Here is a 24,438-nt window from a genome sequence, read left to right on the forward strand (position 1 = left end):
GCGGTACGGAGTGGTGAAAAGAGAGCTACGGGTTGCGCGTCAGGACGAAGTCCGAGGTCAGTGCTGCCGCAGGGCCTCCAGGGTCGTCGCCTCGCCCGGGAGTTCCGAACGGGCGGGAGCCATCAGACCGTCGAGGAACAGCTGAAGATGACGGTGGATGAAGCTGTCGGCGCCGGGGCAGGCCGTGCCCGGCAGCGGCCGCGCGAGCTGGGAGAGCGCGACCATCAGGTCACCGACGGCGATGTCGGTGCGCAGCTGTCCGGCCGCGCGGGCGCGCTCCATGAGCCCGGCGATGGCGCCTTCGAGGCGCTCGCGGCCGTCGAGCAGTTCGGGGTGGTACGGGTCGAAGCCTTCCGAGAGGAGCGGGCACAGGGCGCCGATCCGCTCGTCGGCCGCCGCGTGCACGAAGGTGCGCAGCGCGTCGAACGCCTTGCCCGGGTCCGCGTCCGCGGTGGCGATGCTCTCCTCGGCGTGGTCCGCGACGCGGTCCGTCACCGAGAGGACGACCTGGCGCACCAGTTCGGGGCGGTCGGCGAAGTGGCGGTAGACCGTGGCATTGCCGACGCCCGCCCGGCGCGCGACCTCGTCGAGGGGCACGTCGGGTCCGTGCTCCACGAACATCTCGCGTGCGGCGGCGACGATCCGCTCCCGGTTGCGCAGGGCGTCGGCCCGCGGTCGGGGCACTCGGCGCTGCGGTGCGGTGGCGGTGTCCACGGCTCCTCCTCCGGTTGTCGATCAGGGATTGCGGCGATGCGGGGAGCAAGTCCCCGTTTCGCGCGAACACAGATCTAAACGGGGAGAGAGTCCCCGGATATTTCCCGCCCCGGCCTCGAATTCCTGTGACCTGAGTCACATCCGTTTCTCCGAGAAACCCACGATCGGTCGCACCCAGCGAGCGCCCGCGCACCCCCCGGCACAGGGTGATCGGACAGGGTGCAGCCAGGACCGGCGGCTGCCGCGGAGGGAAGGCCCACGCATGCAGCAGCCGACCTGGCGGCGGATACGCCCCGCCCGCCGCGGTGTCGCCCTCGCCTCGCTCACGGCGCTCGCCCTCGCGGTCACCACGTCGGCGAGCACCGGCCGCCTGATGGAGGAATCGCCGAGCGCGGCGGGCCCCGTCTCGCTGGCCCGCAGTACCGCACTCGGCCCCTGCATGATCGGCGGGACGCTCGGCGTGCAGATGTCGGAGGGCGTCCCGACCGCACCCGGCTACGCGCGCTCCACCGGCACCGTCCGGGCCCTGAACCTCATGGTCGACTTCTCGGACGCGCCCGGTCAGGGCAGCGCGATGGACCGCCTCGCGGAGTTCTTCCCGCAGACCTCGGACTGGTTCCGCACCAGTTCGTACGGGCGCCTCGACTACCGGCCCGAATCGCCGGTCCCGCACTGGCTCCGGATGCCCAAGACCTTCGCCGAGTACGGCATAGAGCGCGGCGCCCCCTTCGACCCGGGCTACCGGGAACTCGTCGAGGACATCGTGGCGGCCGCCGACCCGGACGTGGACTTCCGCTCGTACGACCTGGTGAACATCCTGATCACACCGAACGCGGGCCCCTCCGCGCTCGACACGGTCCTCTCGGTGACCTTCGCGGGCAACCACGAGGCGCCGATCGCCGACGGGGTGCCCGTCTCCAACGCGTCCTTCGTCTACAGCCGCCAGGACGACGGCTCCGGCAGCTACCGCGAGACCGGCTACCGGGTGCTGCCGCACGAGAACGGCCACGTCTTCGGCCTGCCCGATCTCTACACGCAGGACGGCGGCGGGGCGGCGGGCCACTGGGACATCATGAGCGAGGACTGGGGCGCCAACAACGACCTGCTCGCCTGGCACAAGTGGAAGCTGGGCTGGCTCGACGACGACCAGGTCAGTTGCGCGGCCAACCCCGGCACCACCGAGCACGTCCTTTCGCCGCTCGCGGCCCCCGGCGGCACCAAGCTCGCCTTCGTCCCGCTGAGCGCGAAGACGGGGTACGCGATCGAGGTCCGCACCCCCGGCGGCAACGACGAGGCGGTCTGCAAGCCGGGCGTCCTGATCTACCGCGTGGACGCGGACGTCGACACGGGCCGCGGCCCGGTCACGGTCGTCGACTCCACGCGCGACAGCGGCGGCTGCACGCGCCGCCCCAACGTCCACGCGGAGCTCTCCGACGCCCCCTACGGGCCCGGCGAGACCTTCACCGACCGCAAGACGGGGGTACGGGTGACGGTCGCGGGCGTCACGGACGAGGGGAACTACCGGGTGCACGTCACCCGGCCGTAGCGCCGGACCCGGCGACGGCGCCCGGCACGGTCTGGCGCACCTGCCGCAGGAAGGCGGCGTTGCTGGGCGTCTTCTTGACCTGTTCGAGCAGCGCCTCCAGGCTGCTCTGCCCGTCCCTGCCGCGCAGCGCGCGCCGCAGCCCCCACATGGCGGCCAACTCATCGGCGGGTACGAGGAGTTCCTCGCGCCGGGTGCCCGAAGGCGTCACGTCGACGGCCGGGAAGACGCGCCGGGCCGCGATGCCCGCGTCGAGCCTGAGCTCCATGTTGCCGGTGCTCTTCAGCTCCTCGAAGTAGTAGTCGTCGGCACGCGATCCGGTCTCCACGAGCACGGTCGCGAGCATGGTCAGGGAGCCGCCCTCCTCGGCGAGCCTGGCCGCGCCGAAGAGCTTCTTGGGCCCCTGGATGGCGGCCGCGTCGACGCCGCCGCTGAGCGTGCGCCCGCCGCTGGACGCCGCGTTGTTGTACGCGCGGCACAGCCGCGTCAGCGAGTCGAAGAGCATGACGACGTCACGGCCGTCCTCGACCATGCGCTTGGCGCGCTCCACGGCGAGTTCGGCGAGGGCGATGTGCTGCTTGGCGGGCCGGTCGAAGGTCGAGGCGAGCACCTCGCCGCTGACCGAGCGCCGCATGTCGGTGACCTCCTCGGGGCGTTCGTCGAGCAGGACCACCATGAGGTGGGCCTCGGGGTGGTTCTCGGCGACGGCGGCGGCGATCTGTTGCAGGAGGACGGTCTTGCCGGTCTTCGGCGGCGCGACGATCAGGCCGCGCTGCCCCTTGCCGACGGGGGCGACGAGGTCGACGAGCCGCCCGGCGACGGGCCCGCCCGCGGTCTCCAGACGGAGCCGCTCGCGGGGGTGCAGCGGGGTGAGCTCACCGAACCGCCGCCGCCCGCGCAGCGCTTCGGGCACGCGCCCGTTGACCCGGTGCACCCCGGTGAGGGTGCGGGCCCTGGATCCGTGCTCACCGTCGATCATGTCGCCGGTGCGCAGGCCGAGTTGACGGACGAGCGGTGCGGGCACCTGAACGTCGGTGGAGGCGGGCAGACAGCCCGGCCCCCGCAGGAACCCGCGTCCGTCGCGGGCGATGTCGAGAACTCCGTTGCAGGACACGGGAGTCGCGGTGCGCTTGGGCAGGGGTTGTGTCGCTGTTTCTGTTGCTGTGGCAGTCATATGTGGGTCCTTTCGCGGACATGCGAATGAGGGGGCCCGGCGGGGCGGCATGAACCACGCCCCGTACGACGGGCGGAACGCGCGCTTCGAGAGCGCGGAGAGAAGGCCCGAGGGGCCTGACAGTCCCCCGGGAATCCGGGAGGAAGGAAGAATTGCGGCTCCCGGCCACGGAAAGGGCCCGGAAGCGAAACACAGCACGGGCGTCCCGACGGGACGTACAACCGCACTGCTTGCAAGGTAACACACGCCTCCGACGCGGGGCAGGGGCCAAAAGACCCTGGCCCCACGCGGCACCGCAGCCCGCTCGACCGCGGGCTGCGGGCTGCGGGCTGCGGGCTGCGGGCTGCGGGCTGCGGGCTGCGGGCTGCGGGCTGCGGGCTGCGGGCTGCGGGCTGCGGGCTGCGGGCGAACGCTCCTACGTCACGGGGCGGTGCGGAGGTACGGGTGGGTGGGTGGGAAAGGTATCCGCCGCGAAGCGGCGGGACAGGGTCAGCTCACGACGGCCCGCGGCCGAACCGCGGGGACCACCACGGGCGCCCCGTCCGACGCCGACCGCAGAATCTCCGCGTCGATCCCGTAGAGCTCGCGCACAAGGGCTTCATCGACCACCTCACGCGGCGCCCCCGTGGCAACGATCCGCCCCGCCAGCATGGCCACCACCACATCCGCGTACCGCGCCGCCGCGGCCAGGTCATGGACGACCATCACGATCGTCCGTCCCTCCGCGGCGACCTCTCGTACGAGATCGAGCACCTCCACCGCGTGCCCGATGTCCAACGCGCTGGTCGGCTCGTCGAGGAGGACGACAGGGGTCTCCTGCGCCAGCGCCATGGCGAGCCAGCACCGCTGCCGCTGCCCACCGGACAGCTGGTCGATGCGCCGCTCGGCGAGCTCCGCGGTCCCGGTGGCGGCGAGCGCACGCGTCACCGCCGCCTCGTCCTCGGCGGACCACTGGCGGAAGAGCCCCTGGTGGGGATGGCGCCCGTACCGTACGAGCCCGGCGACGGTGACCGCCTCGGGGGCCTGCGGCGACTGCGGGAGCAGGGCGACGCGGTGCGCCGTCTCGCGCTGCTTGAGCCGCCAGATGTCCGCGTCACCCGCGAACACCCGCCCCGACGTGGGCTGGTGGAGCCGCGCCATGCAGCGAAGGAGGGTCGACTTGCCGCAGCCGTTGGGGCCGACGATGGCGACGACCTGGCCGGATTCGACGGTGAGGTCGACGCCGTCGACGGCGGTGTGACCGCCGCCGTATCCGGCGGTGAGCTGCTCGACGCGGAGTTCCACGGGACGTGCCTTTCCGGGTTCGAGGGGCTCGGCCCTTGCGACGTTGGCCAGGGACTCTTGCGGGATTGGCCTAAGGTAAGGCTAACCTTAGCGAAAAAGCATGGTCGCTGACGACCATCTCATCATGTCCCCTTGACCCCGGAGCTGTTGATGACCGTCCCCCGCCGCCCCTTCTCCATCGCCTCCCGACGCGCGACCTTGTCGGTCGCCGCGCTCGGCGCGGCGGCGCTGCTCCTGACCGGCTGCGGCTCGGACGACGGCTCCGACAACGACTCGTCGGGCAAGGCCGGTTCCGGCTCCGCCGACACCCGGACCATCAAGGACGCCACCGGCAAGGCCGTGAAGGTGCCCGCGCACCCCAAGCGCGTGGTGACGCTGACGCAGGAGGACCTCGACGCCGCCCTCGCTCTCGGCGTGAAGCCGGTCGGCATCACCAACGGCCAGGGCCTGGACAAGCCCCCGGCCTACCTCGCCGACAAGGTGAAGGACATCGACGTCGTCGGCAACCTGCTCCAGCCCGTGATGGACAAGGTCGTCGCCGCCAAGCCCGACCTGATCCTCGCCGGTGACATGCAGGACGAGCAGGTGCTCAAGCAGCTGCGCGAGATCACGCCCGCGACCGTCGTCACGATGGCGCCCACCGACGACTGGAAGCTGACCCTGCGGGGCATCGGCAACGCCGTGAACGACCTCCCGAAGGCCAACAAGGTCATCGCCGACCACGAGGCCGCCGCCAAGAAGGCGGGCGCGGAGCTCGGCAAGAACAAGGGCGCCGAGGTCTCCATCGTCCGCTGGAACCCGGACGGCCCGAGCTGGATGGAGAACAAGCAGTTCGCCAGCGGTGTCGCCCTGGAGATGGGCCTGAAGCGGCCGGGGAACCAGAACAAGGACGGCAACGCGCACACCCCTTCGCTCAGCCTGGAGAAGATCAACGAGATCGACGGCGACTGGCTGTTCCTCTCCACCCTGACCTCGGACGGCGAGAAGGCCCTCAAGGACGTCCAGAAGAAGCCCGCCTACAAGGACCTCGGCGCGGTGAAGAAGAACCACGTCGTGACCGTGGACGGCTCGGTCTGGTCGACCCGCGGCGGCCCGCTGGCCGCCGACGAGGTCATGAACGACTACGTCAAGGCCCTCAAGAAGTAGCGCCCCGGGCGTGGGCGGTGGCGGCCGCGAAGTCGGCCGCCGTCCACGCCATCCCCAACGCGCCGTCGAGCAGCGCCTGTTCGGCGGCCGGGGACACGGCGGCCTCGGCGAACTCCCGCTCGTGCGGGCCGCAGGCGCCGCCGCTGATGTCCAGGACGGGGTGGATGGACGGCACCAGGTGCGAGACGTTGCCCATGTCCGTGCAGGCGAAGGGCTCACGCTCGACCGGCTCGGCACGCCCGAGCGCCCGCGCGTTCGCCGTCCACAGGGCGATCAGCGCGGGGTCGCCGCGGAAGTCGAGGTAGTCCGGTTCGGGCCGCTCCAGGGTGACCTCGCAGCCGGTCGCGAGGGCTCCGGCGCGGAAGCAGTTCTCCACGCGTTCGCGCAGCTCGCGCAGGTCCTCGGCGGCCAGCGCCCGGATCTCGTACTCGGCGGTGGCGCGGTCGGGTATCGCGTTCGGCGCCGTACCGGCCGACGTGGTGACGCCGTGCACCCGCCACTGGGCCGGGAGTTGCTGGCGCAGCAGGCCGAGCGCGACCTGGGCGATCGTCAGGGCGTCGGCGGCGTTGCGGCCCTCGTGCGGGTTGAGGCTGGGGTGCGCGGACTTGCCCGCGTACGTCACCGAGAGCGTGCCGAGCGCGAAGGAGCGGAAGTCGGCCATCTCGAACGGGCAGGGGTGCACCATCATCGCCGCGTCCACGCCGTCGAAGGCGCCCGCGTCGATGAGCAGCGCCTTGCCCGCGCCGCGTTCCTCGGCCGGGGTGCCGACGACCCGTACGGTGAGCCCGAGTTCATCGGCGTACGGAGCGAGGGCGAGCGCCGCGCCGACGCCCGCGGCGGCGATCAGATTGTGGCCGCAGGCGTGGCCGAGGCCGGGCAGCGCGTCGTACTCGCAGGCCAGGGCGACGGTGACCGGACCCGAGCCGACGCTCGCGCGGAACGCGGTGTCCAGGCCGAAGGCGGGCGCGGTCACCTCGAAGCCGTGCTCGCCCAGGAGTTCGGCGCACCAGGCCGCGGCGCGGTGCTCCTCGAAGGCCGTCTCCGGGTGGCCGTGGATGCGGGAGCTGAGCGCGAGCAGGGTCTCGCGGTGGCTCTCCACCGCCTTGCGCAGGGCGGACTTGAGCTCGGTGGGGGCGGTCGTCTTCTCCATGACCAGCAAGATAGCTTAGGCTAACCTAAGTTAGTACTGGTAGGTTCAGGTTCACGGGAGTCGTCACACACATGCATCAGCGACCTGATCGCCTTCCCCTGCTCACCGCGCAGGCCGGCATCCTCTACGCGCAGCAGCTGGCCCCGGAGAGCACCGCGCTCAACACCGCCGACCGCGTGGAGATCCAAGGCCCCCTGGACGACGCCCTGTTCGAGGCGGCACTCCTGCGCACGGTCGCCGAGGCGGAGACCCTGTCGCTGCGCGTGACGGAGGACGCGGCGGGCGACCCCTGGCAGCTCGTCGACCCCGACGCCTCCCCCGTACGCCTGCACCGGCTCGACGTGCGCGCCGAGGCCGACCCCGAGGCGGCCGCCGAGGCGTGGATGCGGGCGGACCTCACCAACGCCGTGGACCTCACCGGCGGCACGGCGACGCGCGGCCTGGTGACCCAGGCCCTCATCCGCGTCGCCGACGACCGGCACTGGTGGTACCAGCGCGTCCACCACTTCGCCGTCGACGCCTACGCCCTCCAGCTCATCGGCGCCCGCGTCGCCGAGCTCTACACCGCGCTCGCCGCCCACCAGGAGCCGCCCGCCCGGCAGTTCGCCCCCATGGCCGAGCTGACCGGCGAGGAGAGCCGCTACCTCGGCAGCGAGCAGTACGCCACCGACCGCGCCTTCTGGACCGAGCGGACCGAGGGGCACACCACGCCCGCCACCCTCGCCGCCCGCCCCGACGCCACCAGCACCGACGCCCTCCTGCGCCGCGTCACCGACCTGCCCGAGGGCTCCGTCGACCGGCTGACCCGCGCCGCGCAGGCCGTGAAGGCCACCTGGGCCGAGCTCGTCATCGCCGCCACCGCGGGCCATCTGCACCGCGTCACCGGCGCCGAGGACATCGTGCTCGGCCTCCCGCTCACCAACCGGCGCGGCCCGGCCGCCCTGCGCACCCCGGCGATGACCGTCAACGTCCTGCCGCTGCGCATCGCCGTACGCCCCCGGGACACCGGCGCCGAACTCCTGCGCCGCGTCGTCCTCGAAGTCCGCGCCGTCCGCCGCCACCAGCGCTACCCGCAGGCCGACCTCCGCCGCGACCTCGCGCTCGGCACCGCGGGCGAACCGCTGACCGGGCCCATGGTCAACATCAAGCCCTTCGAGTCCGACCTGGACTTCGGCGGCCTGCCGGGCACCGTGCACAACCTCGCCGCGGGCCCCGTCGAGGACCTCGCCGTCGGAGCGTCACCGCGCGCCGACGGCCGCCTCAGACTCTCCCTGGACGCCAACGCCGGACGCTACGCGGACGCCGAACTCGCCCTGCACGAGCACACCTTGGCGACCTACCTCGACGGCCTCGCCGAACTCCTCCTCACCGACCCGCACCGCACCATCGCCACCCTCGACCTGCTGACCCCCGACGAGATACGCGCGGCCACGGTGGGACGCACCGAACCGCCCGCCGAGCAGACGCTGCCCGACGCGTTCGCCGCGCAGGCCGCCCGGACCCCCGACGCCGTCGCCGTGCGCAGCGGTGGCGCCGCCCTGACCTTCGCCGAACTGGACGCGGCGGCCGACCGCCTCGCCCACCGCCTCGCCGCCGACCTGGCCCCCGGCACGCCCGTCGCCCTCGCGCTGCCGCGCGGCACCGACACGCTCGTCGCGCTGCTCGCCGTGCTCAAGGCGCGCGGCGTCTGCCAGCCGCTCGACCTCGGGCACCCTGCGGCACGGACCCTGGACGTCCTCGCCGACGCCCGTCCCGCGTACGTCATCGGCACCCGCGAGACCCTCGCCGCGCTCCCCGCGCACGGCCTGCCCGAACTCGCCCTGGACGACCCGGAGACGGCCGCCGCGATCGCCGCGCTCCCGGCGGGGGCGCCCGCTTCCGCGCCCCGGCTCACCGACCCCGCCTACATCATCCACACCTCCGGTTCCACGGGCCGCCCCAAGGGCGTCCTCGTCACCCACGCCTCCCTCGCCAACCTCCTCGCCGGGCACACCGACGACCACATCGCGCCTGCCGTCGCCCGCACCGGACGCGACCGGCTGCGGGTCGCGCACAGCGCGTCGTTCGCCTTCGACGCGTCCTGGGACCCGGTCCTGTGGATGGTCCACGGCCACGAGCTGCACCTGCTCGACGACGCCACCTACCGCGACCCGGCCGCGCTCGCCGCGTACATCGACGAGCAGCGCGTCGACTACCTCGACGTCACCCCCTCCTACGCCGAGGCCCTCATCGCCGAGGGCCTGCTCGACGACGACAGGCACCACCCCGCCGTCGTCGTGGTGGGCGGCGAGGCCGTGCCCGCGCCCCTGTGGGAACGCCTCGCCGCGGTCGAGGGCTCACGGCCGACCAACCTGTACGGCCCGACCGAGACCACCGTCGACGCCTACTACTGGCTGCCCGCCCCCGACGGCACCACCACAGGCCACCCCGTGCGCGCCTCGCGCGTCTACGTCCTGGACTCCTCCCTCCGTCCCACGCCCCCCGGCGTCACCGGTGAGCTGTACGTCGCCGGGGCCTGCCTGGCCCACGGCTACCTGCGCCGTCCCGAGCTGACCGCCGAACGCTTCGTCGCCGACCCCTTCGGCGCGCTGCACGGCGACTCCGGCGGCCGCATGTACCGCACCGGCGACCTGGTGCGGCGGCGCGCCGACGGCACCCTGGAGTTCCTGGGGCGCGGCGACGACCAGGTGAAGATCCGCGGCTTCCGCGTCGAACTCGGCGAGATCCAGGCACGGTTGGCCACCCACCCCGCGCTCGCCCAGGCCGCCGTGATCGCCCGCGACTCCGCGCACGGCAAGCGCCTCCTCGCCTACGCCGTGCCGCGCGAGGGCGCCACCGTCACGCCGGAGGCCCTGCGCGTCCACCTCGCCGAGACCCTCCCCGCGCACATGGTCCCCGCCACGGTGATGCTCCTGGCCGCGCTGCCGCGCACCGCCAACGACAAGCTGGACCACCGGGCGCTGCCCGACCCGGAACCGAACGCCGTCACGGGATCCACGGGATCCACCGATACCGCGGCCTCCGGCGACCCCCACACCGACGCCCTCTGCGCGCTCTTCGCCGACGTGCTCGGCCTGGAGTCCGGCTGGCCCTCACCCGACGCCGGGTTCTTCGACCTCGGTGGTCACTCGCTGCTCGCGGGCCGCCTCGCCGCCCGTATTCGCGAGCGGTTCGCCACCACGCTCGGTATCGCCGACGTCTTCCGCGCCTCGACCCCCGCCGCCCTGGCGGCGGTCCTGCGCGCCTCGGGCGCCCCTGAGCCCACACCGACCCCCGTACCCATCCCTGTCCCCATCCCCCGCACCGACACCCTCCCCCTCTCCCCCGCACAGCAGCGCCTGTGGTTCCTGCACCGCCTCGAAGGCCCCAGCCCCACCTACAACATCCCGCTCGTCCTCACCCTGAACGGGCCCGTCGACCACGCCGCGCTCCAGCTCGCCCTGCACGATCTGACCGCACGCCACGAGACACTCAGAACCGTATATCCGGCCACTGACAACGCCCTGTCCGCCGACGCCGACGACCGCCCTCACCAGCGGATCCTCGACGCCGGGCACCCCCTGGCCCGCCCCTGCCTGCACCGCGGCCCGCTCACCGAGGGCGCCCTGACCGAAGCCGTGCGGCACTGCTTCGAGCTCGCCGACGAACCCCCGCTGCGCGCCACCCTGTTCACCGACCTCGCCGACCCCACCCGCCACACCCTCCTCCTGTTGCTCCACCACATCGCGGGCGACGGCGCCTCCACCACGCCCCTCGCCCGTGACCTCGCGACGGCCTACACCGCGCGCGTCGGCGGCCGCGCGCCCGGGTTCGCGCCGCTGCCCCTCCAGTACGCGGACCACGCCGCCCACCAGCAGAAGCTCCTCGCCGACGGCCTCGCGCGGACGCACCTCGCGCACTGGAAGGAGGCCCTCGCCGGCCTGCCCGACCAGCTGGAGCTGCCCACCGACCGGCCCCGCCCGCCGGTGGCCACCTCCGCGGGCGACACCGTCCCCTTCGCCCTGGCCCCGGCCACCCACCGGGCACTCAAGCGCCTGGCCGCATCGACCGGCAGCACGGTCTTCATGACCGTCCAGGCGGGCCTCGCCGCGCTCCTCACCCGGCACGGCTGCGGCACCGACATCCCCCTCGGCACCCCGGTCGCGGGCCGCGACGACGACACGACCGCCGACCTCGTCGGGTTCTTCACCAACACCGTCGTGCTGCGCACGGACACCTCGGGCGACCCCGGTTTCCGTGCGCTGCTCGACCGCGTGCGCGGCACCACGCTCGCCGCGTACGAACACGACGCGCTCCCCTTCGACCAGCTCGTCGAGGAGCTCAACCCGCCGCGCTCGCTCGCCAGGCACCCGCTGTTCCAGGTGATGCTGGCCTGGCAGTCGCTGCCCGACGGCGACTTCGCGCTCGGCCCCGACACCACGGCCCGGCTGGGCGCCGTGCCTTCGGGCACCGCCAAGTTCGACCTGACCCTGAACGCGGGCGAACTCCCCGACGACGGCGGGATATCCGGGTTCCTGGAGTTCCGCACGGACCTGTTCGACCGCGCCACCGCGCAGGGCCTCGCCGACCGTCTGGCCCGCCTGCTCACCGCGGCCGCCGAGACCCCCGACACGCCCATCGGCCTGCTCCCGCTCCTCAGTGGCGCCGAGCACCACCAGGCCCTCGTGGCCGCCAACAACCAGCACCACCGGCCGAGTTCGACCCCCAGCACGCTCGCCGAGGTCTACGAGCGGGCGGCCGCCCGACACCCCCACCGCACCGCCGTCACCCACGAGGGCCGCGCCCTCACCTACGCCGAACTGTCCGCCCGCGCGCACCAATTGGCCCGTCTACTCGCCTCCCGAGGCATCGGACCGGGATCGATCGTGGCGCTCGCGCTGCCCCGCTCCACCGACCTGGTCACCGGCCTGCTCGCGGTCGCGCTCTCCGGCGCCGCCTACCTCCCGCTCGACCCTGACTACCCGGCGGACCGCCTCGCCTACATGCTCGACGACGCGCGCCCCGCCGCGCTGGTCACCGACACCGCGACCGCGCCCCGGCTGCCCGCGCAGGCGCACGCGCTGCCGCTCGTCACGGTCGACGGCGACGCCCCGGACGCGTACGACACGCGCCCCCTCACCCAGGACGAGCGCACCCGCCCGCTCACCCCGCGCGACCCCGCCTACGTCATCTACACCTCGGGTTCCACGGGCCGCCCCAAGGGTGTCGTCGTCACCCACCACAACGTGACGCGGCTGCTCACCGCCACGGACCACTGGTTCGGCTTCGACGAGAACGACGTCTGGACGCTCTTCCACTCCTACGCGTTCGACTTCTCCGTATGGGAGTTGTGGGGCGCGCTCCTGTACGGCGGCAAGGTCGTCGTCGTACCGCACCTGACGAGCCGCGACCCGGGCGCCTTCCGCGAGCTGCTCGCGGCGGAACGGGTCACCGTCCTCAACCAGACCCCCTCGGCCTTCTACCAGCTCGCGGCCGCCGACCGCGAGGACCGTACGGGGCCCGAACTCGCCCTGCGCTACGTCGTGTTCGGCGGCGAGGCGCTCGAACTCGGCCGCCTCGACGAGTGGTACGAACGGCACGGCGACGGCGGCCCGACGCTCGTCAACATGTACGGCATCACCGAGACCACCGTGCACGTCTCCTACTTCGCGCTCGACCGCGCGACGGCCGCGTCCGCCACGTCGAGCACCATCGGCGTGAACATCCCCGACCTGCGCGTCTACGTCCTGGACGAGCGTCTGCAACCGGTCCCGCCGAACGTCACCGGCGAGATGTACGTCGCGGGCGAGGGCCTCGCCGACGGCTATCTCGGCCGACCCGACCTGACCGCGACGCGCTTCGTCGCCGACCCGTACGCCGCACTGTTCGGCGAGAGCGGCACCCGCATGTACCGCTCGGGCGACCTCGCCCGACGCCGCAGCGACGGCGCCCTGGAGTACTTCGGGCGGGCCGACCAGCAGGTGAAGATCCGCGGCTTCCGCATCGAACTGGGCGAGATCGAGGCCGTGTTGGCGTCGCACCCCGCGGTGGCGGACGCCGCCGTCGTCGTACGCGAGGACGTACCCGGCGACAAGCGGCTCGTCGGCTACGCGGTGGCCGAGGGCACCGACCCGGCCGCGTTGCGCGAGCACACCGCCGCCGAACTCCCCGTCCACATGGCCCCCTCGGCCGTCGTCCTGCTCGACAAGCTCCCCCTGACCAGCAACGGCAAGCTGGACCGCAAGGCGCTGCCCGCCCCGGAACGGCCCGCGTCGGCCGCCGCGGGCCGCGCCCCGCGCACACCGCGCGAGGAGCAACTGTGCGCGATCTTCGCCGAGGTGCTCGGCGCCGACCGGATCGGCGTCGACGACAACTTCTTCGACCTGGGCGGGCACTCGCTGCTCGCCGTGCGCCTCGCGGGCCGCGTCAAGGCGGCCTTCGGCGCGGAGGTCTCCATCGGCACGGTCTTCCAGTCGCCGACACCGGCGGCGCTCGACGCGGCGCTGGAGGCGGGGGCCGGTCACCGCGAGGATCCCTTGGACGTCCTCCTGCCCCTGCGCCCCGCCCGCCCCGGCGACGCCGCGCCCGTCCACTGCGTGCACCCGGCGGGCGGCCTGAGCTGGTGCTACGCGGGCCTGATCCGCCACCTCCCCGCCGACGTCCCGATCTACGGCCTCCAGGCGCAGGGGGTGGGCGCGGCCACGGCGGACCTGGAACTCCCGGGCACGCTTGAGGAGTTGGCGGCCCACTACGTCACCCGCCTCCGCGAGGTCCAGCCCACGGGCCCGTACCGCCTGCTCGGCTGGTCGACCGGCGGCATCATCGCCCACGCGATGGCCACGCACCTCCAGGAGACGGGCCACGAGGTGGAGCTCCTCGCGATCCTCGACGCCTACCCGGCCGAGGGCTTCCGCGAGCTGCCGGTCCCCGACGAGGCAGAGGCGCTGGAATCCCTCCTGACCATGGGCGGCTACGGCCCGGACAGCCTGGCGGGCAAGGCTCTGACCACCGAGAACGTCGTCGACGTGCTGCGCCGCGAGGGCAGCCCGCTGGCCGCGCTGCCGCCCGCCACGTTCGAGGCGCTGCGCGACATCTACCTCAACACCAACCATCTCGTACGGGCCTACGACCACCGGCGCTTCGACGGCGACGTGCTGTTCTTCCGCGCCACGGTCGACACCATCGACGACACCCTGACGCCGGAGACCTGGACTCCGTACGTGACCGGGCGCATCGCCAACACCGATGTGGCCTGCTCCCACAAGGACATGACCCTGCCCGAGCCGATCGCGCACATCGCGCGCGTGGTCGCCGACCGACTGGCCGAAACGGCCGGTCACACCGACCTGGAGAAGCAGCAGTGACGACGAGCGAAGCCCCCGCCAACCCCTTCGACGCGGACGGCGAGTTCCTGGTCCTCGCCAACGAACGCGGCGAACTCTCGCTCTGGCCGCTCTTCGCCGCCGTGCCCGAGGGTTGGTCGGCGCAGCACGGCCCGGGCCCGCGTCAGGACGCTCTGGATCGGATCGCGTCCCGGTGATCGGCGGAGACCTGCTGGTCAGGCCCCGCATACGCCCCAAGGTCGCCGTCGTCCTCGTCTACACGGCCGCGATGTGCATGAACGGCCTGGACTCGACGATCGTCAATCCGGCGCTCTTCACCATCGCGGAGGACTTCGGCCGCCCGGTGTCGGCGGCGAACACGGTCGAGACGGCGTTCCTCGTCGCGCTCGCCCTGGCGCTGCCGGTGGCGGGCTGGCTCGGTGACCGGTTCGGCACCAAGCGGGTGTTCCTGCTCGCCCTCGCCGCGTTCACCGCCGCGTCGGCGGTCTGCGGCCTGGCCCCCGACCTCACCACCCTCGTGGTGGCGCGCGCGGCCCAGGGCCTTGCGGGCGGGCTGCTCACGCCCGTCGGCATGACGCTGCTGTTCCGTGCGTTCCCGCCCGAGGAGCGCGTGAAGCTGTCCAAGGTCCTGATCGTGCCGACCGCGCTGATGCCCGCGCTCGGGCCGCCGCTCGGCGGCTTCCTCACCGAACACCTCTCCTGGCACTGGCTGTTCTTCGTGAACGTGCCGGTGGGGGCGGGGGCGGTGCTGCTCGGTGTGCTGGCGCTGCGGGAGCCTGGGGCGGTGCCTGAAGAGGGCGCGGACCCGGGTAAGGGTCCGGGTCAGGGTCCGGACTCGGATAGGGATTCCGGGGGACGTTTCGACCACGTCGGCTTCTGGCTGGCCACGCCCGCGCTCGGCCTCCTCACGTACGCCCTGGGATTCGGTCCCTCGCACGGCTGGACCCGTCCTTCGGTCGCGATCAGCGCGATCGCGGGAGGCGTGCTCCTCGTCGCCGCGGTCGTCCATCAACTCCGTACGCCAGACCCCCTGTTGAAGCTGCGGCTGCTCGGCGACCGGGTCTACGGGGCGGCCTCCGCGCTCGCCCTGTTCAGCGCGGCGGGCCTGATGGGCGTCCTGTTCGTCTTCCCGCTCCTCTACCAGGCCGCGCTCGGCGCGTCCGCGCTCGACGCGGGCCTGTCCGTCTTCCCCGAGGCGCTCGGCCTGATGCTGGCGTCGCAGGCCGTGGACCGCCTGCTGCCGCGCCTCGGGCCGCGCCGTCTCGCGGTGCCGACGCTGCTGCTCGCGGCTGTCGTCTTCGCCGCGCTGGCCGTGCCGGGTGTCGCGGAGAACGCGTGGGCGGTGCGGGGGCTGATGTTCGCGGTGGGTCTCGTCCTCGGCACGGCCGTCCTGACCATCCAGATCGCCGGGTTCGAGGACGTCTCTCCTGCGGACATGGGGCAGGCGATGGGGTTGTTCCAGATCGTGCGGACGTTGGGGGGTGCGTTGGGGATCGCGGCGTGTGCGGGGGTTATCGGGGGGCATGGGACGGGGGTCTCTGAGGCGGGGCCCTATCGGGTGGCGGTCGTTGTCACTGCGGGGCTTGTGGCGGTGGGGGCGGGTTTCGCTGCGCGGTTGCCGCGGGGTGGGGGCGGGTCGCCTCTTCCGTAGGCGGGGCGGTTGCTTCGCGCTGCGGGTGGGTGGGGGCTTGTCGCGCAGTTCCTCGCGCCCCTGAAAGACGCCGCGCCCCGGCGGGGGGGGCGTCGCGGAATCGCGGTCTCACGGGGCGTCGTGGCTTGTCGCGCAGTTCCCCGCGCCCCTAAAGGACGCCGCGTCCCGGCAGGGGGGTGTCGCGAGATCGCGGTCTCACGGATCGTCGTGGCTTGTCGCGCAGTTCCTCGCGCCCCTGGCGGGGCGCCCCGTAAGGGGCGCGGGGAACTGCGCGCTCAGCCCCCACCGGCCCGCAGGCAAGCAACCCACCGAAACGCAACGCCCCGCCAGGGGCGCGGGGAACTGCGCGGCCAGCCCCCACCCACCCGCACAGCGAAGCAACCGTCCCCGCCTACGGCCCCAGCAGCCGCGCCAGGCCCCCCATCAGGCCGCCCCGCCAACACGCATAGTCATGGCCCCCGTTGAACTCCTCATACGTCACCTCATAGCCCCTCGCCCGCAACACGTTCCGCAAGCGGCGGTTCTCCGCGAGGAGCATCCACTCCTGGGCGCCCACCTCCAGGTGGATCCGGACCGGGCGGTGCGCGGCGCGGGCGTACTGGCGTGTGAGCCATTCCGGGCCCGCCCCGTCGGGCGCGTTCTCGTCGGGCCACCAGAACGAACCCGACTGGGAGAGCGCGCGGCCGAAGCGGTCGGGGCGGCGATGGACCGCGTACGCCGCCGTGAGGCCACCCGCGCTCTGGCCCGCGATGACGGTACGCGCGGCCGGAACCGCGACCCCGTGCTCCCGCGCCGCCCACGGCACCAGCACATCGGCGAGCCAGTCCACGAACTCCCCGCTACAGCTGAGGTCCTCCATCCGCCGCCCCATCGTGTCGACCAGGAGCAGCGCCGTCGGCGGCACCGCACCCGCCGCGTGCAGCCGATCGGCCATGCGCGGCGCGTCGAGGACGGGACCCCACATCTCGCCGTCCAGAAGCACCGCGACAGCGAGCGCAGGTGCGGCGGGCAGGTGGACCGTGACGCGGCGGCCATCGACCTCGGCCGACAGGGTCCGCCCGGTCCTGACCGCGCCCCCTTGGACGTACGGCTGCGCGGGCGCCTGCGGAAGTTCCATCACGGACGCGGGGTTGCGGCCGTCGCGGGACGGCAGCCCGGGAGCCGTCGCGTACGGATCGGGCAGGGCCTCGTCCAGGACCTTCAGCCAGGCCGCGCGGTCGGTGCGCAGCGTCTCCTCGCGCGGGCCACGGGCGACGTAGAACTGGTAGGAGGCCCGGTGATCGGCGCGCAGCCGGTGGCTGAGCGCCCACACCCCGGTGCCGGGCACCCGCTCCGTCAGGTGCGGCGCGAGATCGCCCGCGTGCCGGTCCTTGTCGGTGACGGTGTGCAGGAGCGCGAGGACGTCGGTGGCGGGCCGCTCCGGATCGTCCCGCCACAAGAACGTGACGAGCCGGTACGCCGGATCGCCGTCCGGGTCGGCCTCGACCAACGGCGTGCCCTTCGCCTCCACCCGGTCCCAGAAGTCCCGTTCGGCCGAGGGGACTTCGGCACGCACGGCCTGACGGAGCGTACGGAGCAGCGGACTGCGCACGACGAACACCTTTCTGAACGAGTCACACAAGTCACCCGAGCCACCCATGGCTCAGACGCGGGTCGCCGCCGACCGGCCCAGCAGCACCCACAGCAGGAACGGCCCGCCGAGGACCGTCGTGACGATGCCCACCGGCAGCTCCGAACCGTCGAAGGCGATCCGCCCGAGCGTGTCGGCGACGACCACGAGGAGCGCGCCGGTCAGCATCGAGCCGACCAGCGGCACCCGCAGCGGCCCGGCGAGGCGGGACGCGATGACGGGCGAGGCGAGCGCGACGAAGCCGACGGGCCCGGCGATCCCGACGGCGAGCCCGGCGAGGGCGACCGCGAGGAGCAGGCAGATCAGGCGGGTGCGACCGGCGTTGGAGCCGAGCGAGGCCGCCGTGGCGTCGTCGAAGCGGAGCACGCCGAGGTGGCGGGCGACGGCGAGCGCGAGCGGCACGAGGACGGCGAGGCCGATGAGGACGGGCACGGCCACCGAGTAGCCGCGTCCGTTGAGGCTGCCGGACGTCCATACGTACAGCGAGCTTGCCGAGTTGAGAGAGCGTCGGGACAGGACGACCTGGGTGGCGGCGGAGGCGAGCGCGGACATGGCGAGCCCGACCACCAGAACGCGATAGCCGCGCTGCCCGAGCCCTCCCGAGACGACCGTCACCACGATCACCGCGACCAGCGCGCCGATCGGCCCGGCCCACCACGCGCCGAAGGACCCGGACGCGCTGAAGGTGACGGAGACGAGGACGGCGGCGGTGGCGCCGTCGTTCACGCCCAACAGCTCGGGTGTGGCAAGGCGGTTGCGGGCGAGGGTCTGGGTGAGACATCCGGCGAGCCCGAGGGCCGCGCCCGCGGTGAGCCCGGCGACGATGCGCCCGAGCCGGAACTTCTGCACGAGCAGGACGTCGAAGTGGTCGCCGTACCCGAAGACCGCACGGAAGGTGCGGCTGACGCTCATGTCGCTCTGGCCCGCGTACGCGGACAGGACCACGGCGACCACGAGCAGCGCGGCGAGCAGCAGCGAGGCGAGGGTCGCGCGCCGGGCGACGAGGAACGAGAGGGGCCCGCGCCGCAGCACGAAGGTGTCGGCGGGCCGCACCCGGGGCGCCCGCGCCGCCGCACGCCCCGGCAGTCGCAGAGTGAGACGCCGCTTCTTCTTCTCGGCGCCGCGCCCCTCGTCCGCGGGGTCCGTCATCCCCATCGTGGCGAGCTGCCTGGACCGGACGATCAGGATGAGGACCGGGGCGCCGATCAGCGCCACGATGACGGAGACGGGTGCCTCGTACGGCCGGGAGACGACCCGGGCCGCCACGTCCGAGACGGTGAGCACGCACGCCCCGATGAGCCCGGCGAGCAGCAGCCGCGCGGGCAGCCGGGTGCCCGCGATGGCGCGGGCGAGGAATCCGGCGAGCAGGCCGAGGAAGGAGATGGGCCCGGCGAGCGCGACGGCTGCCGCGGTGAGCAGCGTGACGCCCACCGCGACGACCGTGCGGATCACGGGCGGCCGGTGCCCGAGGCTGCGTGCGAGATCGTCGCCGAGCGCGAGGGCGGACAGCGGCCTGGCGACGAGCAGCGCCACCACGAAGCCCACCGCGAGCACGGGGGCGAGGCGCCCGAGCTCCCCGTACCCCTCGACCCCGGCGAGCGAGCCGAGCACCCAGAAGCGGAACTTGTCGTAGGTCTCGGCGGAGTTGACGACGATGACGCTGGTGAGCCCGCCGAAGGTGGCGCCGAGCGCGGACCCGGCGAGGACGAGCCGCATGGGCGAGCCGCCGCCCTTGCGTCCGGCGATCAGCAGCACGAGGCCGCTCGCCACCACGGCGCCCACGAACGCGCAGACGAGGTAGGCGTATCCGGAATCGAGCCCGAGCAGCGCGATGCCCGCGACGACGCCCAGCGAGGCACCGGCGTTGACGCCGAGCAGCCCGGTCTCGGCGAGCGGATTGCGCGTCACGGCCTGCAACAGGCATCCGGCGACGCCGAGCGCGGCGCCGACGAGCACCGCGGTGAGCGTGCGCGGGATGCGCAGATCACCGACGACGAGGTCGAGGCGCGAGTCGCCGCGCGCGCCACCGCGGTTGAGCAGGTAGTCGAGCACACCACTGGCGCCGACCTCACCCGCGCCGACACAGAGCGAGAGCCCCACGAGCAGCACCAGGGCGACCACGAACCCCGCCACGGCGAGCGCGACGGACCGCCCGGCGGAAGAACGCCCGGGATCCGGCTCAGGTGGGCGATCCGGCCCCAACTCACCTACGGGCTCGACGGGTTGGGGGACGGAGGCTGTGGTGCCCGCACTCGGCATGCGCATAAGGTGAGGCTAGCCTAACTGTTTGAACGGGGTAGCGAGCTCTGGGCAGTGGTTATACGTTAGGTTAGGCTTACCTAAAAAGTTGGGGGAGGTCGCTCACACCATGCCAGAGCACATACCGCAGGAGCCGGGCGAGTTCACCGGACGCACCGCGCTGGTGACCGGCGCGGGCCAGGGCATCGGCGCCGCGGTGGCCACCGCGCTCGCCGCGCGCGGCGCCCACGTGGTCGCCACCGACCGCGACGCCCACGGCATCGACGAACTGGCCGCCGCCCACCGCGGCGCGATCACGCCCCGCGTCATGGACGTCACGAACCCCCTGGCCGTCACCGCGGTCGTCGACGACGTCGTCCGCGAACACGGCTCCCTCGACCTCCTGGTGAACGTCGCGGGAATCCTCCGCGCCGCCCCCGTCGCCGAACTGACCGACGCCGACTGGGCCGACACCTTCGCCGTGAACACCACCGGCGTCTTCCACACCTCCCGCGCGGCCGCCGCACACATGACCGCGCGCGGCTCCGGCTGCATCGTCACCGTCGCCTCCAACGCCGCGGGCATCCCCCGCACCGGCATGGCCGCGTACGCCGCGTCCAAGGCGGCGGCCACGATGTTCACCAAGTGCCTGGGCCTGGAGATCGCCCGCACGGGCGTCCGCTGCAACGTGGTGGCCCCCGGCTCGACGGACACCGCGATGCAACGCTCCCTGTGGACGGACGACGAGGCCCCGCAACGCGTCATCGCGGGCGACCCCGAGACGTACCGCACGGGCATCCCCCTGGGCCGGATCGCCGATCCCCAGGACATCGCCGAGGCAGTCGTCTTCCTCGCCTCGGACCGAGCACGCCACATCACCCTCCAAGAGCTGTACGTCGACGGCGGCGCGACCCTGCGCTGAACGCGTCCCCCAGCCGCGATCGCACCCACCCCCGAGAACACCCGAGAATTGGAGCCCCCGTGTCGACGGCACCCGAGGTCGCCACACACGTGACGACGGCCGAACAGGCCCACCCCGCCGTAGGAGCGGCCACCGCCCTCCTCGACGCCTACACCCCGGGCGAACGGTTCCTCGCGACGCCGACCCGCACCCTGCTCACCGAGGGCGTCCACGCGCACGTCCCGCACGACGAGAGACCCTTGCCGCACCGCATCGCGGCAACCCTCGCCGACGCCCGCCGCACCGGCCCGGCCAAGCCGTACGTCGTGGGCGCGATCCCGTTCGACCACACGGCCCCGGCCGCCCTGGCGGTGCCCCGCGCCCTGCGCACCGCGCCCCCGCTGACCGCGGACCCCCTGATCGCCCTCCCCGCCGACCCGCCGGACGCCACCGACTGGCGGATCCGCCCGGTCCCCTCCCCCGAGGCGTACGGCGCGGGCGTGGCCTCCGCCGTCGAGCGCATGTGGCGCGGCGACTTCAGCAAGGTCGTCCTGGCCCGCACCCTCGAACTCACCGCGCAGGCCCCCCTGGACCTCCCCGTGATGCTCCAGCGCCTGGCCCGCCGCGACCCCTCCGGCTACACCTTCGCGCTGCCGACGGCCCCCGGCCGCACCCTGATCGGCGCCAGCCCCGAACTCCTGGTCTCGCGCCGCGGCCACCAGGTCGTGGCGAACCCCCTCGCGGGCTCGACCCCCCGCAGCGACGACCTCGCCGAGGACGTGCGCCGCGCCGCCGCGCTCCTGGAGTCGGCCAAGGACCTGCACGAGCACGCGGTCGTGGTGGACGCCGTCCACCAGGCGCTCGCGTCCTTCTGCACGGACCTGACGGTCCCGGCCCGCCCCACCCTGATCCGTACGGCGACGATGTGGCACCTGTCCACGACGGTCACCGGTACGGTCGCCTCGCCCGACACCTCCGCGCTCGAACTGGCCTGCGCGCTGCACCCCACCCCCGCGGTCTGCGGCACCCCGACGGCCACCGCGCGCGAGGTGATCCGCGAGACGGAACCGTTCGACCGGGGCTTCTTCACCGGCATGGTCGGCTGGGGCGACGCCAACGGCGACGGCGAGTGGGTCGTGACGATCCGCTGCGCCGAGGCCGAGGAGCGCAGCCTGCGCCTGTACGCGGGCGCGGGCGTGGTCGCCGCGTCGGAACCGGAGGCGGAGACGGCCGAGACGGGCGCGAAGTTCCGCACGTTCCTGAACGCGGTGGGGGCGGAACTGTGAGCACCTCCCGAGCTGTGAGCACGTCCCGGACCCCCGGGGCGATCGAAGCCCCCACCTGGCCCGAGGAGTTCGCGACCCGCTACCGGGAAGCGGGCTGGTGGCGAGGCGAGACGTTCGGCCAGCTCCTGAGCGACAGGGCGGCCGAGCACCCGGACCGCACAGCGATCGTCGACCCGGCGTCGAACCGCCGCTGGACGTACGCGGACCTCGACCTCCGCGCCGACAGGCTGGCCGCGGGCCTGCTCGCCCGCGGCATCGCCAAGGGCGACAAGGTGGTCGTCCAGCTCCCCAACATCGCCGAGTTCTTCGAGACGATCTTCGCGCTCTTCCGCATCGGCGCGCTCCCCGTCTTCGCGCTGCCCGCGCACCGCGAGACGGAGATCCGCTACTTCTGCGAGTTCACCGGCGCCGCCGCCTACGTCATCCCCGCGGAGCACGGCGGCTTCGACTACCGCGAGCTCGCGACGAAGGTGCTCGCCGAAGTCCCCTCCCTGCGACACGTGTTCGTGGCGGACGGCGACCCCGGCGCCTTCGAGGCGCTGTCGGACGTCCCCGCGGACCCGGTGCCGATCCCCGACCCGCCCGCCCCCTCCGACCTGGCGTTCCTCCAGCTCTCCGGCGGCTCCACCGGCGTACCGAAGCTGATCCCGCGCACCCACGACGACTACATCTACTCGCTGTGGGGCTCCAACGAACTCTGCGCGGTGGACGAGTCGTCGGTCTACCTGGTCGCCCTCCCCGCGGCCCACAACTTCCCGCTCTCCTCGCCCGGTTCGCTCGGCGCGCTCTACGCGGGCGCGCGCGTCGTGCTCTGCCCGCAGCCGAGCCCCGACGTCGCCTTCCCGCTCATCGAGTCCGAGGGCGTCACCCTCACGGGCCTGGTGCCCCCGCTGGCCCTGGTCTGGACGGAGGCGGCGGCCGAAACGGCGTACGACCTGAGCAGCCTGGACGTACTCCTGGTGGGCGGCGCGAAGTTCAGCGAGGAGGCGGCTCGGCGGGTGAAGCCCGCGCTCGACTGCACGTTGCAGCAGGTCTTCGGCATGGCGGAGGGCCTGGTCAACTACACGCGCCTGGACGACGACACGGAGACGATCGTCACGACGCAGGGCCGCCCCATCTCCCCGGACGACGAGATCCGCGTCGTCGACGACGAGGACAACGACCTGCCCGTCGGTGAGACGGGCCACCTCCTGACCCGCGGCCCCTACACGATCCGCGGCTACTGGAACGCGCCGGAGCACAACGCCCGTTCCTTCACGGCCGACGGCTTCTACCGCACCGGCGACATCGTCCGCCTCACCCCGACGGGACACCTGGTCGTCGAGGGCCGCGCCAAGGACCAGATCAACCGGGGCGGCGAGAAGATCGCGGCGGAGGAGGTCGAGAACCACCTCCTCGCCCACCCCGCCGTGCACGACGCCAACGTGGTCGCCGAGCCCGATCCGTATCTGGGCGAGCGGACCTGCGCGTACGTGATCCTGCGCGCGGGCGCCGACCCGGTGAAGCCGATCGCCATCAAGAAGTTCGTACGGGAGCGGGGTCTTGCGGCGTACAAGGTGCCGGACCGCGTCGAGTTCGTGACGGCGTTCCCGCAGACGGGGGTGGGCAAGATCTCCAAGAAGGACCTGCGGGCGGCGTCCGCGCAGCCAGCCCCTTGAGCCCCTGAGCCCCTGAGCCCCCGAGCCCCCGAAATCCTGAACCCCTGAACCTCTGAACCTCTGAACCCCTGAACGGAATCACCCTCCCCATGGCCCTCCCCGCCATCACCCCCTACCCGATGCCGTCGGCCGACGAGCTGCCCGCGAACCGGGTCGACTGGACCGTGGACCCCTCCCGCGCGGTGCTCCTCGTCCACGACCTGCAGAACTACTTCCTGACGGCGTACGACCGCGAGCAGTCGCCGATCCCTGAACTTCTCGGCTCCGTACGGGAGTTGAAGGAGCAGGCGGCACGGCTCGGCATCCCGGTCGTGCACACCGCGCAGCCCGGCGGCCAGACCCCCGCCGAGCGCGGCCTCCAGCAGGACTTCTGGGGCCCTGGCCTGCCCGACGACGCCGAGGCTGCGGCGATCGCGCCCGAGATCGGCCCGGCGCCCGCCGACACGGTGCTCACGAAGTGGAAGTACAGCGGCTTCGTCCGCACCGACCTCCTGGAGCGGCTGCGCGAGCAGGGCCGCGACCAGCTGGTCATCACGGGTGTCTACGCCCACATCGGCGTACTGATGACGGCGTGCGACGCGTGGATGCAGGACATCCAGGCGTTCGTCGTCGCCGACGCGGTGGCCGACTTCTCCGCCGACGACCACGCGATGGCGCTGCGCTGGGCGGCGGGCAAGTGCGCGGTGGTCACCACGGCGGACACCGTCTTCTCCCCGCACTCCTCCAAGGAAGGCTGACAGC

The 24,438-nt window shown here is 73.1% G+C and carries 15 protein-coding genes; 9 read left to right on the forward strand and 6 right to left on the reverse strand.

Annotated elements, in window-relative coordinates; genetic code table 11:
• Positions 1-57 precede the first annotated feature (57 nt).
• Positions 58-714 carry a TetR/AcrR family transcriptional regulator gene (locus tag KY5_RS17270; RefSeq protein WP_098243094.1) on the reverse strand — a complete coding sequence of 219 codons (657 nt, stop codon included), beginning with the start codon at positions 712-714 and terminating at the stop codon, positions 58-60.
• A gap of 262 nt (positions 715-976) precedes the next feature.
• Between KY5_RS17270 and KY5_RS17275 the strand changes: the two genes are divergently transcribed.
• Positions 977-2,260, forward strand: a complete 1,284-nt coding sequence (locus tag KY5_RS17275; protein WP_098243095.1) for a M6 family metalloprotease domain-containing protein — start codon at positions 977-979, stop codon at positions 2,258-2,260.
• On the opposite strand, the gene rho is transcribed toward KY5_RS17275, so the two are convergent.
• Positions 2,247-3,482: a transcription termination factor Rho gene (gene rho / locus KY5_RS17280; protein ID WP_418952789.1), complete on the reverse strand. Its 1,236-nt coding sequence runs from the start codon at positions 3,480-3,482 to the stop codon at positions 2,247-2,249. The genes KY5_RS17275 and rho overlap by 14 nt on opposite strands.
• A gap of 438 nt (positions 3,483-3,920) precedes the next feature.
• Complete coding sequence (locus KY5_RS17285; RefSeq protein ID WP_098243097.1) at positions 3,921-4,715, reverse strand: ABC transporter ATP-binding protein; 795 nt, start codon at positions 4,713-4,715, stop codon at positions 3,921-3,923.
• Positions 4,716-4,865: 150 nt separating this feature from the next.
• Between KY5_RS17285 and KY5_RS17290 the strand changes: the two genes are divergently transcribed.
• Positions 4,866-5,861, forward strand: a complete 996-nt coding sequence (locus tag KY5_RS17290) for an ABC transporter substrate-binding protein (RefSeq protein WP_098243098.1) — start codon at positions 4,866-4,868, stop codon at positions 5,859-5,861.
• Here the strand turns inward: KY5_RS17290 and KY5_RS17295 are convergent.
• Entirely contained in the window at positions 5,851-7,011 is a 1,161-nt protein-coding gene (locus tag KY5_RS17295; RefSeq protein ID WP_098243099.1) for a M20 family metallopeptidase, read from the reverse strand. The two genes, KY5_RS17290 and KY5_RS17295, sit on opposite strands and share 11 nt — an antisense overlap.
• A gap of 71 nt (positions 7,012-7,082) precedes the next feature.
• On the opposite strand from KY5_RS17295, the gene KY5_RS17300 reads away from it, so the two are divergent.
• Genes KY5_RS17300 through KY5_RS17310 form a run of 3 tightly spaced genes read left to right on the forward strand, consistent with a single transcriptional unit; the run spans position 7,083 to position 15,984 of the window.
• Positions 7,083-14,354, forward strand: coding sequence for an amino acid adenylation domain-containing protein (locus KY5_RS17300; RefSeq protein WP_098243100.1), 7,272 nt, complete (start codon positions 7,083-7,085; stop codon positions 14,352-14,354).
• The gene (locus KY5_RS17305) at positions 14,351-14,530 is read left to right on the forward strand and encodes an MbtH family protein (protein WP_098243101.1); all 180 of its coding nucleotides are present in this window, start codon (positions 14,351-14,353) and stop codon (positions 14,528-14,530) included. Before KY5_RS17300 ends, KY5_RS17305 begins: the two co-directional genes overlap by 4 nt.
• The gene (locus KY5_RS17310) at positions 14,527-15,984 is read left to right on the forward strand and encodes an MFS transporter (RefSeq protein WP_234362758.1); all 1,458 of its coding nucleotides are present in this window, start codon (positions 14,527-14,529) and stop codon (positions 15,982-15,984) included. The genes KY5_RS17305 and KY5_RS17310 overlap by 4 nt, the downstream gene beginning before the upstream one ends.
• Positions 15,985-16,375: 391 nt before the next feature.
• On the opposite strand, the gene fes is transcribed toward KY5_RS17310, so the two are convergent.
• Entirely contained in the window at positions 16,376-17,623 is a 1,248-nt protein-coding gene (fes, locus tag KY5_RS17315; RefSeq protein WP_098243102.1) for an enterochelin esterase, read from the reverse strand.
• 3 nt (positions 17,624-17,626) lie between these two features.
• A complete protein-coding gene (gene fhuB, locus KY5_RS17320; RefSeq protein ID WP_098243103.1) occupies positions 17,627-19,879 on the reverse strand; it encodes a Fe(3+)-hydroxamate ABC transporter permease FhuB in 2,253 nt (750 codons plus the stop codon).
• A gap of 103 nt (positions 19,880-19,982) precedes the next feature.
• Between fhuB and KY5_RS17325 the strand changes: the two genes are divergently transcribed.
• The 4 genes from KY5_RS17325 to KY5_RS17340 all read left to right on the forward strand — a co-directional run bounded on the left by KY5_RS17325 (position 19,983) and on the right by KY5_RS17340 (position 24,434).
• Positions 19,983-20,774, forward strand: a complete 792-nt coding sequence (locus tag KY5_RS17325) for a 2,3-dihydro-2,3-dihydroxybenzoate dehydrogenase (protein ID WP_098243104.1) — start codon at positions 19,983-19,985, stop codon at positions 20,772-20,774.
• Positions 20,775-20,833: 59 nt separating this feature from the next.
• On the forward strand, positions 20,834-22,039 hold the full coding sequence (dhbC, locus tag KY5_RS17330) for an isochorismate synthase DhbC (protein WP_098243105.1): 1,206 nt from the start codon (positions 20,834-20,836) through the stop codon (positions 22,037-22,039).
• 14 nt (positions 22,040-22,053) lie between these two features.
• Positions 22,054-23,697, forward strand: a complete 1,644-nt coding sequence (locus KY5_RS17335; RefSeq protein WP_199843118.1) for a (2,3-dihydroxybenzoyl)adenylate synthase — start codon at positions 22,054-22,056, stop codon at positions 23,695-23,697.
• Positions 23,698-23,786: 89 nt separating this feature from the next.
• The gene (locus tag KY5_RS17340; protein WP_098243106.1) at positions 23,787-24,434 is read left to right on the forward strand and encodes an isochorismatase family protein; all 648 of its coding nucleotides are present in this window, start codon (positions 23,787-23,789) and stop codon (positions 24,432-24,434) included.
• Positions 24,435-24,438 lie beyond the last annotated feature (4 nt).

It is taken from the genome of Streptomyces formicae (assembly GCF_002556545.1).
GTDB lineage: Bacteria > Actinomycetota > Actinomycetes > Streptomycetales > Streptomycetaceae > Streptomyces > Streptomyces formicae_A.